The organism is Massilia timonae CCUG 45783 (genome assembly GCF_000315425.1).
In the GTDB taxonomy this organism is placed as follows: Bacteria; Pseudomonadota; Gammaproteobacteria; order Burkholderiales; family Burkholderiaceae_D; genus Telluria; species Telluria timonae.
In genome coordinates this window covers 228,256-243,990 of record NZ_JH992925.1, presented here as the reverse complement: position 1 = coordinate 243,990, position 15,735 = coordinate 228,256, and the positions used below count along the sequence as shown (strand labels likewise).

Genomic DNA, 15,735 nt, shown 5'->3' with positions numbered 1-15,735 from the left:
ATCGCGAAAGCGCTATTCGGCGAATGGCGGGTGGAAGGCGGCGAATGGCGAGCGCGCGCGGCGCGCGGCGGCGAATGAAGAAGATCGGGGACGATGGACGTAAAAAAGCCCGCCTCGCGGGCGGGCCGCAGGCGGGCCAAATAAGGCGTACGACGTGGATCAGGCGGCCGTCTGCGCCTGCTCGCGCTGGGTCTGGCCTTTCGGCTGGTTGCGGTACTTGGCGCGGGCTTCAGCCTGGCGTACCGCTTCGCGCGCCACGTTGGCGCGCTTGATCTCGAGGCGTTCCTTCTTGCCGCGGTGCTGGGCGATGTGTTTGCTGCCGATCTTGCTGGTCATGGATGTCTCCTGTGGTGGGGCTGGGCGCCGCGTCCTCGCGGGACGTCGGCGCGGAAAAAGTGACATTCAGGAGCGGTTGGTGCCCAACTTGAGGTCGGCCGGCATCAGCATGCCCCAGCCAAGCTGGCGCCGGATTTCTTCCGGGGTCGGCGGCGGTTTCGGGTCGCGCGAGCGACGTTCGAGATAGGCGCGCACCAGGTGCTTGGGTGGATGCTTGACATCGTACATGGCAACCTCCGCTTCCGTTACGGGCCGCGCCTGCACCAGCGGCGGCGCGGCCCTGAAATTGGTGCCGATCCTCGAGGCGACCGGCTAACCTGTTGAGGTTTCGGATGGCAGCGAATCGAATCGCGCGTTCCTCACTCAGACAGGTGCATCTTATCGAAACCCGGACAGGCGCACCGTTAGGTGACGCACACTGTGCGCGTCAATACGGCCGAGCAGGCCAGGTGACATGCGCGCGGCGGGACCGCCACGCCCGAAAAAAAAAAGGGAAGCCGAAGCTTCCCTTTTACCGTGCCCTGCCCGATCAGAACTTGTAGCGCAGGTTCAGGTAGTACTGGCGACCGCTGACATCCAGCTTCTGCTGCTCTTCTTCGCTGTAGCGATACTGGGCGCGCTTGGCATTGGTCAGGTTGGTCGCGCTGAACGCGAGTTCCAGGTTCTTGGTGAAGTAGTAGTTGGCGGAGAACGCCAGCGTGGTCACCGCGTCGGCATAGGTCGGCGCGGTCGGCATCGCGATGCCGTTGATCACCGAGAGACCCTGGCTGTTGGCGGTCGGCGACGGCGCGGTGGTGCTGTTCACGTACTCGCCACGGTAGTTCGCCACCAGACGTGTCGACAGCTTGTCGTCTTCGTAGTACAGGCCGACGTTGCCGGTCCATTCGGATGCGCCCACCATCGGACGGCCGTCGTCGACCTTGGTCTTGGCGCGGCTGACGTTGGAGGTGAAGCCGAAATTGGTCTTGCCGAACGGCTGCTCGTACTGCAGCTCGATGCCGTTGATCCTGGCGCCCTGCTGCGAGGCCGTGTTGATGAAGAAGGTCTTCACGGTCTGGTCGCGCGGATCGAGCAGGTCGACGGTGGCGCTGCCGACCGCGCCGGTCTTCGGATAACCGTCGATCGACGAGTGGAACACGCTCACCGCGACGATCGAACGCGGCGCGAAATACCACGACCACGACAGGTCGACGTTGTCCGAGGTTTGCGGCTCCATGTCCGGGTTCGGACCGGTCACGCGGCAGCCGTTGGCGTCGCAGCCCGGCGTGCCGAAGCCGCTGCCCAGCAGGTTGTAGTTCTGGCGGCCGATGGTGCGGCTGACGCCGAAGCGCGCCAGCATGTCGTTGCCCATGTCGTAGCGCAGGTTCATGCTCGGCAGCCAGTTGTCGAAGGTGCGCTTGGTCGGCGTCTTGTAGTACAGGATGCCGGCATTCGGATTGAACGGCACGCCGTCGAAGTAGGCGGTGGCGTCGCCGGCATCGGTGATCGCGCCCGGATAGGCGGCGCAGGTGATCGCCGGCTGGCCCGGCTCCACGCGCTGGCAGGCGCCGGACGGGATCGGGGTGGCGATGTTCGCCTTGACCTCGGTGCGGGTGAAGCGCACGCCGACGTCGCCCGACCAGCGCTCGCCTTCCAGGTTGGCCATCACGTAGGCCGCGCTCTGGCGCTCCTGCATGTCGATCTCGGAGTTCACGCGGCGTTCCCAGGCGTCGCTGGTGACCTTGGTATTGCTGGCGATGTAGTCCTTGATGCCTTCCGGGGTGTAGGTGAAGCCGGTGTTGTCCCAGCCGGCAGGGCCGTCGAGGTCCTTGCCGAAGTCGCCCGGGAATGCCTGCCAGCCGGTGAGCGGCGTCGGCGTGTTGGAGATCACGCGGCCGGTGACCGCATCGAGCGTGATGCCGTTGCGGAAGGCAGGGCCGCGGCGGCCGCTGGTGCGCTTGTGGTCGGCGAAGCGCACGCCGCTTGCCAGCGACTGCAGGAAACCGCGGTCGACGCGGTATTCGGCGTCGAACTGCGCGCTCCACTCCTTGTCGACGGTCTTGACGCCCGACGCGGCGCGGTCGACGATGGTGTAGCCGCTGCCATCCGCGTTCAGGCCGGGCTGGTTGCTGCCGGCGTTATGGTACTGCACGAACGGCGCGTCGTGCAGGTCGCCCAGCGCGTACGAGATGCCGGTGCCGTAGCGCGCCAGGGTCAGGCCCTGGTCGAGCCGGGTCTGGCCGACGCCGCGCGTGGTCGACAGCAGGGTCTTGACGGTGAGGTCGTCGTTGACGCGGTACTTCGCATCGAGGTCGAGGAAGGAGCTCTCGGCCTTGGCGCCGTCGCGGTAGAAGCCTTCCGAATTGCCCACGTACTGGGGGCTGGTGCCGTCGGCGAAGACGATGTCGGCGGCCTTCAGCACCTTCAGCGGGTGGCCGTAGACAGTGGTTTCGTCGACGATGACCGGGTTGCGGATCTGGGCGAACACCTGCTGGCCGTTGTGACTGGTGTTGACGGCGGCGGCGGTGGTGCCGCCCAGCGGCGCGTTCTTACCGAGCAGCATGGAGTAGATGGCGCTCGACGTCAGGCGGCCGTGGTTGTTGGCCTCCATCGCGGAGTGGAAACCGGTCATGGTGACGTCGAGGTCGCGGTTCGGCTTGAACTGCAGCGACAGCATGCCGCCCTTGCGGTCACGCACGCCTTCCACGAATTCCGAGCTCATCGAACCCGGGAGGCGCACGCCGTTCAGGTCCGCCGCGGTATAGCCGGTGCCGGCCAGCGATTCGTCGGTGATGCCCTTCATGGTGCTGGTGTTGATCACGTCCCAGCCGCTGTTGGTGCCGTAGGCGAAGCGCGACACCGAGTCGCGCCGCACATGGCGTTTTTCCGCGAACAGCGCGGCCAGCACGCCGAAGGTGCCCGCCTCGTTCTTCCAGGTGACCGAACCGTTCATGTCCGGCGCATAGCGGCCCGGCAGGTCGGCGTAGCTGGCGCCGACGCTGACCACGCCCGAGAAGCGCTCTTTCTGCGCCAGCGGCTTGCGGGTGCTGACGTTGATGGTGCCGGCCAGGCCGCCGTCGACGATGTTCGCCTGCGAGGTCTTGTACACGACCGCCTGCTGCAGCACGTGCGACGGCATCAGCGACAGGCTGGTCGAACGCGAGCTCGAGGCCTGGTCGGCGACGTACCAGTCGGCGCTGCTGACCGCATGGCCATTGAAGATGATCAGCGACATGTCCGGATTGGTGCCGCGCATCGACACCTTTTCCGCTTCGTCGTAGTCGGTGCGCACCGCCACGCCCGCCAGGCGCTGCAGGGAGTCCGCCAGGTTCTTGTCCGGCATCTTGCCCACGTCTTCGGCCGTGATCACCTCGACGTTGGCCGAGGCGTCCCGCTTGACCGACAGGGACTTGGCCAGCGAGGCACGGATGCCCGTCACTTCCACGGTCTGCATCGGCACCGGCGCTGCGGCTTCCTGGGCCATGGCCGGCAGGGCTGCGAGGCTCCAGACTGCCATCGATACGGCCGCTGCGAGCGGCTTCTGCTTGAACATGCTCTCTCTCCTGGGAATAGTGCTATCGTTATTGCTTAAGGCAGGCTGAAGGCTGCCATGCTCGGAGTATTCATGTTCATTTCACCGGTGAATAATCACTTGTGTTCGCTTCTATATAACTTGAAGGAATGTACATAAATGGCGCCCTTCCCGCGGTTATGGCTGGGCGAAGAAATTTCATTACCCAAGCCGGGCGCACCAGATTAGCTTGACGTTTTTACCCCACATTGATGAACGCCATGCGCCTTGCCTGCCTGCTGCTTGCCAGCGCCGTCCTGACCGGGTGCGCGACCGCGCCCGCCACCAAACCCATCCCGGGCGCGCCGCCGCCGCCCACGCCCCTGGCGGCGCTGCTGCAAAAGCAGGTCTACCAGATGACGCCGTTCGAGGCCGGCCAGTACATCGCCCACATGCAGGGCGCCGAGCCGGACCTGCGCAAGCGTATCGCCGCGATCGGCCGCCAGAACATCGGCCAGCCCTACTCGCTGCACCTGCTGGGGGAATTCCCCTACGAGATCCACGACAGCCTGCCTTTGTATAGCCTGGCGCAAAGCGACTGCGTGGTGTTCGCCGAGCACACCTATGCGATGGCCTTGTCCGGCTCGTGGGAGGAGTTCTTCTGGATGCTGCAGCGGATCCGCTACCGCGACGGCGTGATCGGCGTGGCCACGCGCAACCACTACACCGAGATGGACTGGAACGTGGCCAACGGGTGGCTGGTGACCGACGTCAGCGGCGAGCTGGCCGGAGCGGGCGGCCCGTGGTACGACATGAAGGTCGACCGCGCGCGCTTCCTGGCCACCCGCCACAACACGGTGCGCGACATCCCGGTCGAGACCAGCCGCCAGGCCTATGTGCCGAAGGAACAGGTGGCGGCCATCGCCAGCCAGTTGCAGGAAGGCGATTTCGTGAACGTGATCTCGACCCGCGACGGCGAGTACTGGGCCTCGCACGTGGGCCTGGTGGTGCTGGGACCGAACGGCGAGCGCCACTTCCTGCATTCGTCCGAACCGCAGGTGCGCGAGGAAACGTTCGAATCGTATATCGGGCGCACGCTCGAACGCCAGGAACGCAATGCGCGCGCGGGCAAGCGCGGCCAGGCGCTGGCCGGCTTCAAGTTCCTGCGCCTGAACGAACCGATCACGGTGCCGTCGATGGCGCCGCAGCCGCGTCCGGGGCGTCCCGCGGCCTGAGGCCCGACCTGACAGCGTCGCCAGCGTTCCGGCCTGCCGGGTCGGGACGCCTTGTTGTTTCCGCCATTCCCGTCGGCATTCGCCGATCCCGCCCTTGCCTGAATACGCCAGATTAAATAAATAGTAGCTGGAAATTATTATTCGAGGCCATTTCTTATATTCACTTCTTCACTTCAACTTCTCTATTCACGCATTATATCCCTGACCGCTGTTGAGTGACCTCAAGCCTGCCATTCAATCGCAGACAGATAATAAGCTTATACACACAAAACCAATCGGCTCAGCCCTATTCGACACAGCACATTATTCAAAACGACTGATCGTGCAGTAAACCACTATTTTGATTGCAGCAGCATGTCGTTCTCTTTCAGCGAGAAGCCGATTGCCATGTCAATTCAACGCCACACCCTGTCTCACCAGTTTTGCGCAAGAATCGTCTCCATGCATCGCACTGCGAAGGCCGCCCTGGCCATCGCGGTCGACCTGGTTGCGCTTCCCATGTGTTTTTTAATCGCAATGATATTGCGCGGTGGCGATTTACAGCTTGCAAAACAATTCAGCCCCGGCTCTTATTTACTAGTGGCGGTGCTGACGATTGCGGCTTTCTGGCTATCCGATTTATACCGGGCCGTCATCCGCTTTATCGACCATCGCCTGCTCACCCTCACCGGCCTGGCATTGGGCATTGCCGTATTATGCGCCTATCTCACTTTGGTATTCCTCAATGAGGCGAGATTTCCGCGCAGTGCGCTGGCAATATATTGGTTTATCGCTTTTTCTTATGTCGTCATGTCGCGTATCGGTGTGCGCAAGCTGCTGCGCAGCAAGCGCGGCCCCTGCGCCGGCAAGGCGCTGGCGGTCGCCATCTACGGCGCCGGCGAGGCCGGCGCCCGGCTGGCCCAGACCATGCGCGACGGCGACGAATACCGCCCCCTGTGCTTCTTCGATGACAAGCACGCGCTGAACGAGCGCACCGTGGCCGGCCTGCGCGTGTTCCACACCTCGCGCCTGGTCGAGCTCGGCGCCGCGCTCGGCATCCGCACCATCGTCATCGCCCTGCCCGCCGCCGCGCCCGAGCGCCTGCGCGAACTGATGCAGCGCCTGGGCCAGGCCGGCGTGCCCACCAAGATCCTTACCCGGCTGGTCGACCTGGCCGACGACAAGGCAAGCGACAAGTCGGTCCTGCGCGACGCCATCCGCGAAATCAAGTTCGAAGACCTGCTCGGCCGGCCGCCGGTGCCGCCGCGGCTCGACCTGTTCGCGCGCTGCGTGCGCGGCAAGGGGGTGCTGGTGACGGGCGCCGGCGGTTCCATCGGCAGCGAGCTGTGTCGCCAGATCGTCACCCTGAGCCCGGCGCGCCTGCACCTGATCGACCATTCCGAATACGCGCTGTACACCATCCGGCAAGAGCTGGCGGCGCGCTTTCCCGACCTGCCCATCCACGCCCACCTGGGCTCGGTCTGCAATGCCGACCTGGTCGAGCGCGTGCTGGCCGCCGGCGGCATCGACACCATCTACCATGCCGCCGCCTACAAGCACGTGCCCCTGGTCGAGACCAATATCGTCGAAGGCCTGCGCAACAATGTGCTGGGGGCCCAGATCATCGCCGCCGGCGCGGCGCACCACGGCGTCCAGACCTGCGTGCTGATCTCCAGCGACAAGGCGGTGCGGCCGACCAATATCATGGGCGCCAGCAAGCGCATCGCCGAGCTGATCTTCCAGGCCGCCGCCGCCCGCGCCGCCGGTGGCCGCGCACCTGGCGACGGCGCCGGCACTGGCGCCGCCAATGGCCCGACCCATGGGACAGGCAACCGGACGGGCACGACCTTCTGCATGGTCCGCTTCGGCAATGTGCTGGGTTCCTCGGGCTCGGTGATTCCCCTGTTCCAGCGCCAGATCACGCGCGGCGGGCCGGTGACGATCACCCATCCCGAGGTGTCGCGCTACTTCATGCTCATCCCCGAGGCGGCCCAGCTGGTGATCCAGGCCGGCGCCATGGCCAAGGGCGGCGACGTGTTCGTGCTCGACATGGGCGAACCGGTGCGCATCCTCGACCTGGCGCGCACCATGATCGCCATGCACGGCCTCACCGAGCGCACGCCCCAGCAGCCGCGCGGCGACATCGAGATCCAGTTCATCGGCCTGTTCCCGGGCGAAAAACTGCATGAAGAACTGCTCACCGACGGCACCGTCTTCCCGAGCGAGCACCCGCGCATCATGCGCATGAAGGAAAGCGCGCTGCGGCCCAATGTGCTCGAGACCTGCATCACCTGTCTCATGATGGCCTGCGAGACCCACGAGCGCGGCCCCATCGAGTCGATGGTCAAGGCCATCGTGTCCGAATACCTGCCATCGACGCCGGCGCCGTTGCCGCAGGCGCCCGCCGAGGAGCCCGCGCCTGCCGGCCTGATCCGCAGGTTCGTGCCATTCCGCATCTAGGGCCGGCCAGCGCCGCCAATCCACGCCGCCACCATCGTTGCCGTCCTACCCGCTGTCATACCGTCACTGTCGAGGAAACCCATGCGAGACGAGAACCAATCAATTCACCTGGAACAGCTGCTGGCCCGGCTGCGCGACCGCCATGCCGTGATCGGCATCATCGGCCTCGGCTACGTCGGCCTGCCGCTGGCGCTGCGCTACGCCGCCGAGGGCTTCCGCGTCCTCGGGATCGACGTCGACGCCGACAAGGTCGCGCGGCTCAACCGCGGCGGCAGCTATATCGCCCACATCGGCGCCCCCGCCATCGAGGCGGCGCGCGCCGCCGGCTTCATGGCCAGCACCGACTTCGCGCGCACGGGCGAGGCCGACGCCCTGATCATCTGCGTTCCGACCCCGCTCACCGCCTACCGCGAACCCGACCTGTCGTTCGTGATCGGCACCGTCGAATCCCTGCTGCCGCACATGCGGCCCGGCCAGCTGCTGTCGCTCGAGAGCACCACCTATCCCGGCACCACCGAGGAAGAACTGCGCCCGCGCCTGGAGTCGCGCGGCCTGCGCGTCGGCCAGGACGTGTTCCTCGTGTTCTCGCCCGAGCGCGAAGACCCGGGCAATCCCGATTTCCATACCCGCACCATCCCCAAGGTATGCGGCGGCTCCACCAGCGCCTGCCTCGAAGCCGGCCTGGCCCTGTACCGCGCCGCGATCGACACGGTGGTGCCGGTCAGCTCGACCCGCGCGGCCGAACTGACCAAGCTGCTCGAGAACATCCACCGCGCCGTCAACATCGGCCTGGTCAATGAAATGAAGATCATCGCCGACCGCATGGGCATCGACATCCATGAAGTGATCCGCGCCGCCGCCACCAAGCCGTTCGGTTTCACCCCGTATTACCCCGGCCCCGGCCTGGGCGGGCATTGCATCCCGATCGATCCCTTCTATCTCACCTGGAAGGCGCGCCAGTATGGCCTGCACACCCGCTTCATCGAACTGGCCGGCGAGATCAATAGCGACATGCCGGGCTGGGTGGTCGGCAAGGTGGCCGACGCCCTCAACGAGCGCGGCCGCGCGGTGATGGGCAGCCGCATCCTGGTGCTGGGCATCTCCTACAAGAAGGACGTCGAAGACATGCGCGAATCGCCCTCGGTGGCGCTGATGGAGCTGCTGCGCGCGCGCGGCGCCGCGGTCGACTATTCCGACCCGCACGTCCCGGTCTTCCCGCGCATGCGCGAGCACCGCTTCGAACTGTCGAGCGTGCCCTTGAGCCCTTCCTCGCTCGCGTCCTACGATGTCGTGCTGCTGGCCACCAGCCATAGCGCCTTCGACTACGACCTGGTGCGCCAGTACGCCAACCTGATCGTGGACACCCGCGGCGTCTACCCGAACCGGCTGCCGAACGTGGTGCAGGCCTGAGCGGCCGGCCGATCGTCCATGTCCCACATCATCGATCCCACCGCCACGCCCGGAGCCCGCATGCGCCACTACCCTCCCCCCATCCTCGACCGCAAGATCCGCTTCGCCCTGGTCGGCTGCGGCCGCATCGCCCGCAACCACATGAACGCCATGCGCGAGCACGCCGACCGCTGCGAGCTGGCCGGCGTCTGCGACATCGACCCGCGCGCGCGCGAAGAAGCGGCCGGCATCACCGGCGCCCGCCCGTATGCCAGCCTCGACCGCATGCTGGCCGAGCTCGACGCCGACGCCTTCGTGCTCGCCACCCCGTCCGGGCTGCACCCGGGCCAGGCGATCCGCATCGCCGCGGCCGGCCGCCACGTGATCACCGAGAAGCCGATGGCCACGCGCTGGGAAGACGGCAAGCGCATGGTCGCCGCCGCCGACGAGGCCGGGGTGCGGCTGTTCGTGGTCAAGCAGAACCGCCGCAACGCCACCCTGCAGCTGCTCAAGCGCGCGGTCGACAAGAAGCGCTTCGGCCGCATCTACATGGTCAACCTCAATGTGTTCTGGACCCGCCCCGACGAGTACTACCGCAGCGCCGGCTGGCGCGGCACCTGGGAATTCGACGGCGGCGCCTTCATGAACCAGGCCAGCCACTACGTCGACCTGCTCGAATGGATCGTCGGCCCGATCGAAAGCCTGCAAGCCTATACCGCCACCCTGGCGCGCGACATCGAGGTCGAGGACACCGGGGTGATGAGCCTGCGCTGGCGCAATGGCGCGCTGGGCTCGATGAACGTCACCATGCTGACCTGGCCGCGCAACCTCGAAGGCTCGATCACCATCCTCGGCGAGCATGGCAGCGCGCGCATCGGCGGCGTCGCCGTCAACGAAGTCCAGCAATGGGAATTCGCGCAAGGCGATCCCGACGACGCCCTGGTGGCTGATGCCAGCTACCAGACCACCTCGGTCTATGGCTTCGGCCATCCGCTCTACTACGACAACGTGATCCGCGTGCTGCGCGGCGAGGCCGAGCCCGAGACCGACGGCCGCGAGGGCCTGAAGTCGCTCGAGGTGCTGGTCGCCGCCTACCGCTCGGCGCGCGACGGCCGCCGCGTCGCCCTGCCGCTGGAGTACTGACCATGGCCATCATCATCCATTCCAGCGCCATCGTCGACCGCGGCGCCCAGCTCGGTGATGACACCCACGTCTGGCATTTCGCCCACGTCTGCGCCGGCGCGCGCATCGGCGCCGCCTGCTCGCTGGGCCAGAACGTCTTCGTCGGCAACGACGTGAGCATCGGCAACGGGGTCAAGATCCAGAACAACGTGTCGATCTACGACGCCGTGACGCTCGAAGACGATGTCTTCTGCGGTCCCAGCATGGTGTTCACCAACGTCTACAACCCGCGCGCCGCGGTGCCGCGCAAGCACGAATACCGGCGCACCCTGGTGCGGCGCGGGGCCACCATCGGCGCCAACGCCACCGTCGTGTGCGGGGTGACGATCGGCCAGTACGCCTTCGTTGCCGCCGGCGCCGTGGTCAACCGCGACGTCGCGCCGCATGCGCTGGTGGCGGGCGTGCCGGCGCGCCAGATCGGCTGGGTCAGCCGTTCCGGCGACCGCCTGGCCCTGCCTTTGCGCGGCAACGGCGCAGCCCGCTGCCCGCTTTCCGGCGAATCCTACATTCTGCAAGACGGCGCCTGCAGCTCGGCCGACGGCCCGGCTGGCAGCCCGTCAGGCGCGCGCGACCTGACGGCCAGCGACCCGAATCCAAGCCCGAGCCAAAACGCCGCACGAGGATAATCCATGGAATTCATCGACCTGAAATCCCAGTATCTCGCCTCGCGCGAGCTGATCAACAGCCGCATCCAGGCCGTCCTCGACCACGGGCAGTACATCCTCGGCCCCGAAGTCGCCGAGCTCGAGGCGCGCCTGGCGGCCCGCACCGGCGCGCGCCACTGCATCACCGTGTCGTCCGGCACCGAGGCCCTCATCATCGCCTTGATGGCGCTCGGCATCAAGGCCGGCGACGAGGTGATCACCACCCCGTTCTCCTTCATCGCCGCGGCCGAAGCGGTGATGCTGGTGGGCGCCACCCCGGTGTTCGCCGACGTCGAAGCCGCCACCGGCAACATCGACGCGCGCCTGGTCGCCGAGCGCATCACGCCGCGCACGCGCGCCATCCTCCCGGTCTCGCTGTACGGCCAGCCGGCCGACATGGACGCCATCAACGCCATCGCCGAACCCTACGGCATCGCCGTCATCGAGGACGCCGCCCAGAGCTTCGGCGCGACCTACCGCGGGCGCCAGAGCTGCCACCTGTCCACGATCGGCTGCACCAGCTTCTTCCCCAGCAAGCCACTGGGCTGCTATGGCGACGGCGGCGCCCTGTTCACCGACGACGACACCCTCGCCCAGGCCATGCGCGAAATCCGTGTCCACGGCCAGTCGCACCGCTACGTGCACGCCCGGCTGGGCGTGGGCGGACGCATGGACACCCTGCAGTGCGCCGTGGTGCTGGCCAAGCTCGAACGCTTCGAATGGGAAGTCGGGCAGCGCCAGCGCGCCGCGGCCACCTACGACGCCCTGCTGCGCCACCATATTCCCGTCCTCGCCGTGCGCAACGACCGCAGCAGCGTCCACGCCCAGTACACGGTGCTGGTCGACGACCGCGAACGGGTGCGCGGCGAGCTTGCCGCCGCCGGCATCCCGACCGCCGTCCACTATCCGGTGCCGATCCACCGCCAGGCCGCCTATGCCCACCTGGCGCCGGACGCCTATCCGGTGGCGGAAGGACTGGCCCGGCGCGTCCTGAGCCTGCCGATGGGGCCGTTCCTCGACAACGCCGGCGTGCAGCGGGTGGCCATGGCCCTGCTCCAAGCCTGTCGCCAGACTGGCGGCGCGCTGCCGGCCGTCACGACGGACGCGGTGGCGCCCGCGCCGGCTGCCGCCGCTGTCGCCGCTGTCGCCGCCGCCTCAGCCACTGCCTCGACCTGCGCAACGACCGTTACGCCGGCCGCGACTTCATGAGGCAACTGCCGCCATTCTGGCGTCACGTCGCCACCGTCCTCGGTGGCGCCCTCGGCGCCCAGGCCCTGCCGCTGCTGGCGGCGCCGCTGCTGACGCGCATGTGCACGCCGCAAGAGCTGGGCGCCTACAGCGTCTGGCTCGGCGTGATCGCGCTGTCGGCGATCGGCGCCACCCTGCGCATGGAGGCGGCGATGATCCTCGACCACGAAGAACAGCACCAGCGCACCTGCTTCCGGGTCGTGTTCTACAGCGCCACCATCGCCGCATTGCTGCTGACCCTGGTCGCCACCGCGGCGCGGCTGGCCGGCTTCGAACCGGCCCTGCACCTGCCATGGGCGGCCCTGCTCACCATCGGCGCCGGCGCCTGGCTGATCGCCTGCATGCAGACCACGCTCGCCTACGCCACCTCGCACAACGCTTTCGGCAAGGCGGCGCGCGCCAAGGTGGTGGCGGCCGCCGTCATCGTCCTCACCCAGCTCACGCTGCTGTACGTCGGCCTCGGCGGGTCCGGCCTGATCGCCGGCCACCTGTGCGGCCTGCTGGCCGGCTACCTGTACGCGCGCCGCCTGCTGCGTCCGCCGCGCGCGCCCATCGCCTGCCTGCCCGACCCCGACCAGCGCGCCTACCTGCGGCGCCACCAGGCCTTCTGGCGCTACTCGCTGCCGTCCAACCTGCTCAACGGCGCCGTCAGCCAGTTGCCGCTGTTCCTGATCGGGATGCGCCACGGCGCGCTGGCCGCCGGCCTCTACGCGCTCACCCAGCGCGTGCTGTCGGCGCCGGTGTCGCTGCTGGCGGCCTCGGTGCTCGAAGTCTTCAAGCGCGAATCGGTGCTCGAATTCCGCGAGCACGGCAATTGTAGCCGCACCTACCGCCATACCTTCAAGGCGCTGCTGGTGATGGGCATCGGCCCGGCGCTGCTGCTGATGGCCTTCGCCCCGACCCTGTTCGCCACCGTGTTCGGCCCCTCCTGGCGTGAGGCGGGCGAGCTGGCGCAGCTGATGGCGCCGCTGTTCCTGCTGAACTTCGTCGCCAGTCCGCTGAGCTATGTGTTCTTCGTGGCCGGCCGCCAGAAGGCCGACCTGCTGTGGCAGGTGACGCTGTTCGCCACCACCCTCGGCGCCTTCCTGCTGCCGGGCAGCGTGCACGAGAACGTGCTGTGGTACGTGATCGGCTACTCCTGCCTCTACCTGGTCTACCTGCACATGTCCTGGAACTGCTCGCGCAACGGGCTGGCCGCCGCATGAATCCCTCGTCCACGCCGCATCTCGCTCCGCCTCTCGCTCCGCCTTCGGCGCCGCCTTCGGCCCTGCATGCCGGCGGCGCGGCCGATACCTGGCAGCAAGCGCTACTGCGCGACCCCGCCCGGCAGCGCGGCGCGGCGCGCGCCCGGCGCGAGCAGTGGCTGATGATCGCCTGCTTCTTCATGCTGTTCCCGGGCTTCTTCTTCTACCATACCCTGCTCGGCACCGGCACCACCGGCGCCTTCCTGGGCGGCTACTTCGCCCCGGTGGCGCTGGCCTTTGCCGGTCCGATGTGCCTGGTCTACCTTGCCCGCATGCGACGCGAGGCCCAGCGCCTGACCCTGGTCGACGTCCATTACGGCGTCTTCTTCGCGTACTTCGTCGGCGTGGTGGTGGTCAATGCGGCGGCCGGCGCCAACCGCGCCATCGTGGCCTACCACATGCTGGCCATCCTGTTCATGGTACTGGTCTACCTGCAGTTCTGCTTCATCGACTTCGACAGCCGCCGCTTCCGCGTGGTTGGCCTGCTCAGCCTGGCAGGGATGTCGACCATCGTGTTCTCGTACTCGGTCGACGGCGTGTTCTACCTCGGCGCGCTCGGCATCGCCAAGGATGCCAATTCGCTCGCCACCTACCAGGGTTTCTCGCGCTCCTACCTGTTTACCTACCTCGCGGTGGTCACCTTCACGCGCAACCTGCCGCTGCGCCTGGTCCTGCATGCCGTGGGCGCGGCCACCCTGTTCGTCAACACCGCGCGCAGCGAGTTCGTGGCCCTGCTGTTCGCGATCCCCCTGATCGAATTCTATTATTCGCGCCACAAGCTGTACTTCGTGCTGGCCGGCGTGTGCATCGCCGCCGCCATCGGCCTCTACCTCGACCAGATCCTGGCCTCCCTGCCCTCGAACCGCATCCTCGAACTGTTCGACCTGTCGCACTCGACCTCGGCCAACAAGCGCCAGCAACTGACCGTGCATGCGGTGCAATCGATCGCCGCCCATCCCATCCTGGGCGACTATGGCAGCTACAAGCCCGGCCACTACTCGCACAACGTGCTGTCGGCCTGGGTCGACCTGGGCCTGTTCGGCATGCTCTATGTGGCCGCGCTCGCCATCGTCCCGATCACGCCGATGTTCTTCCACGAGTATTTCGCCGCGCGCCGGCGCCCGCTGTTCCTGCTGGCTTTCGCTTTCGCCTGCGTGACCGTGCTGTTGCTGCTGTCGTCCCACTACTTCACCGATATGCTGCTCAGCGCCACCCTCGGCGCCTGCAGCCGCTATGCCTACGAGAGGAAACATGCCGCGCATCGTCCACCTGACCTCGGCGCACCCGCGCTACGACACCAGGATCTTCTTCAAGCAATGCCGAACGCTGGCCAGCCACGGTCATGAGGTGATCCTGGTGGTGGCCGACGGCCTGGGCGACGAGCTGCGCGACGGGGTCCGGATCGTCGACGCCGGAAAACGCGCCGGCGGGCCATCCGGACGCCGTCCAGGCGCCGTCGTGGGACGCCGTCCAGGCGCCCTCGTGGGACGCCTGGACCGCATGCTGTGGACCACGCGCCGGGTCGCGGCGCGCGCGCTGGCGTTCGATGCCGATGCCTACCAGTTGCACGACCCGGAACTGCTGCCGGCCGGCCTGCGCCTGCGGCGCGCCGGCATGCGCGTCGTGTTCGATGCCCACGAGGACGTGCCGACCCAGTTGCTCGACAAACCCTACCTGGCACATAGCGTCGCCCGCGCGATCGCGGGCCTGTACGCGCGCTATGAACGCTACGCCTGCAGCCGCCTCGACGGCCTGCTGGCCGCCACGCCCCCCATCCGCGAGCGGCTGGCGCACTGCAATGCGCAAACGATCGACGTCGCCAACTATCCGCTGCCCGAAGAATTCTCTCCCGAGCGCAGCTGGGATGCGCGCACCGATATCTGCTACGTCGGCAGCATCTCGGCGATCCGCGGGATCCGCGAGATGGTGCAGGCCTGCGCCCTGCTGCGCACCCCGGTCCGGCTGGCCCTGGCCGGCGGCTTCGCCGACCCGGCGCTTGCGCGCGACGTGGCGCTGCTGCCGGGCTGGGCCCGCGTCCGCGCGCTCGGCCACCTCGACCGCGCCGGCGTGGGCCGGGTCATGGAAAACGCGTTCGCCGGCCTGGTCACCCTGCTGCCGACCGCGAGCTACCGCGATGCGCTGCCGGTCAAGATGTTCGAATACATGGCGGCCGGCATCCCCGTGATCGCGTCGGACTTCCCGCGCTGGCGCGCCATCGTCGAGGCCAGCGATTGCGGCCTGTGCGTCGATCCGCGCGATCCGGCCGCGATCGCCGCCGCCATCGACCGCCTGGCGCAAGACCCAGCGCTGGCGCGGCGCCTGGGCGCGAATGGCCGACGTGCCGTCGAGCAGACCTATAACTGGAAAAACGAGGCGCAGAAGCTGGTGCGATTTTATGCCGACCTGACCCGGCATCCATTGGCACACCGCCTGGAGCTGACCTAGCAACCAGCACTGAACTTCCAAAAATACATGAGATGGCATAAATGAATTCATGCTGCGCCGGTGCCCATCATTTAATCCACCTC

Annotated in this window: 12 protein-coding genes; 9 read left to right on the top strand and 3 right to left on the bottom strand. The window is 67.2% G+C overall.

Translation table 11 applies throughout. The features are described from left to right. Positions 1-159: 159 nt before the first annotated feature. From HMPREF9710_RS28305 to HMPREF9710_RS21315, 3 genes are all read right to left on the bottom strand, one after another. Positions 160-336: a hypothetical protein gene (locus tag HMPREF9710_RS28305; protein WP_005669837.1), complete on the bottom strand. Its 177-nt coding sequence runs from the start codon at positions 334-336 to the stop codon at positions 160-162. Positions 337-402: 66 nt separating this feature from the next. After that, positions 403-564 carry a hypothetical protein gene (locus HMPREF9710_RS28300; protein ID WP_005669836.1) on the bottom strand — a complete coding sequence of 54 codons (162 nt, stop codon included), beginning with the start codon at positions 562-564 and terminating at the stop codon, positions 403-405. Positions 565-865: 301 nt separating this feature from the next. Continuing rightward, positions 866-3,868: a TonB-dependent receptor gene (locus HMPREF9710_RS21315; RefSeq protein ID WP_005669835.1), complete on the bottom strand. Its 3,003-nt coding sequence runs from the start codon at positions 3,866-3,868 to the stop codon at positions 866-868. 239 nt (positions 3,869-4,107) lie between these two features. On the opposite strand from HMPREF9710_RS21315, the gene HMPREF9710_RS21310 reads away from it, so the two are divergent. The 9 genes from HMPREF9710_RS21310 (at position 4,108) to HMPREF9710_RS21270 (ending at position 15,652) form a co-directional block, all read left to right on the top strand. Further along, complete coding sequence (locus HMPREF9710_RS21310) at positions 4,108-5,061, top strand: N-acetylmuramoyl-L-alanine amidase-like domain-containing protein (RefSeq protein WP_157225707.1); 954 nt, start codon at positions 4,108-4,110, stop codon at positions 5,059-5,061. 387 nt (positions 5,062-5,448) lie between these two features. Further along, a complete protein-coding gene (locus tag HMPREF9710_RS21305; RefSeq protein WP_051205171.1) occupies positions 5,449-7,500 on the top strand; it encodes a polysaccharide biosynthesis protein in 2,052 nt (683 codons plus the stop codon). 81 nt (positions 7,501-7,581) lie between these two features. Further along, the gene (locus HMPREF9710_RS21300; RefSeq protein WP_005669830.1) at positions 7,582-8,910 is read left to right on the top strand and encodes a nucleotide sugar dehydrogenase; all 1,329 of its coding nucleotides are present in this window, start codon (positions 7,582-7,584) and stop codon (positions 8,908-8,910) included. A gap of 60 nt (positions 8,911-8,970) precedes the next feature. After that, a complete protein-coding gene (locus tag HMPREF9710_RS21295; RefSeq protein WP_005669828.1) occupies positions 8,971-10,032 on the top strand; it encodes a Gfo/Idh/MocA family protein in 1,062 nt (353 codons plus the stop codon). Between the two features lie 2 nt (positions 10,033-10,034). Beyond that, entirely contained in the window at positions 10,035-10,697 is a 663-nt protein-coding gene (locus HMPREF9710_RS21290; RefSeq protein WP_005669826.1) for an acyltransferase, read from the top strand. 3 nt (positions 10,698-10,700) lie between these two features. After that, positions 10,701-11,924, top strand: coding sequence for a DegT/DnrJ/EryC1/StrS family aminotransferase (locus HMPREF9710_RS21285; RefSeq protein WP_005669824.1), 1,224 nt, complete (start codon positions 10,701-10,703; stop codon positions 11,922-11,924). Further along, on the top strand, positions 11,921-13,168 hold the full coding sequence (locus tag HMPREF9710_RS21280) for a lipopolysaccharide biosynthesis protein (RefSeq protein ID WP_005669822.1): 1,248 nt from the start codon (positions 11,921-11,923) through the stop codon (positions 13,166-13,168). Before HMPREF9710_RS21285 ends, HMPREF9710_RS21280 begins: the two co-directional genes overlap by 4 nt. Continuing rightward, positions 13,165-14,553 (top strand): O-antigen ligase family protein, encoded by a 1,389-nt coding sequence (locus HMPREF9710_RS21275; RefSeq protein WP_005669820.1) that lies wholly within the window; start codon positions 13,165-13,167, stop codon positions 14,551-14,553. Before HMPREF9710_RS21280 ends, HMPREF9710_RS21275 begins: the two co-directional genes overlap by 4 nt. Next, positions 14,459-15,652, top strand: coding sequence for a glycosyltransferase (locus HMPREF9710_RS21270; protein WP_040777686.1), 1,194 nt, complete (start codon positions 14,459-14,461; stop codon positions 15,650-15,652). The genes HMPREF9710_RS21275 and HMPREF9710_RS21270 overlap by 95 nt, the downstream gene beginning before the upstream one ends. The last annotated feature ends 83 nt before the right edge of the window (positions 15,653-15,735 follow it).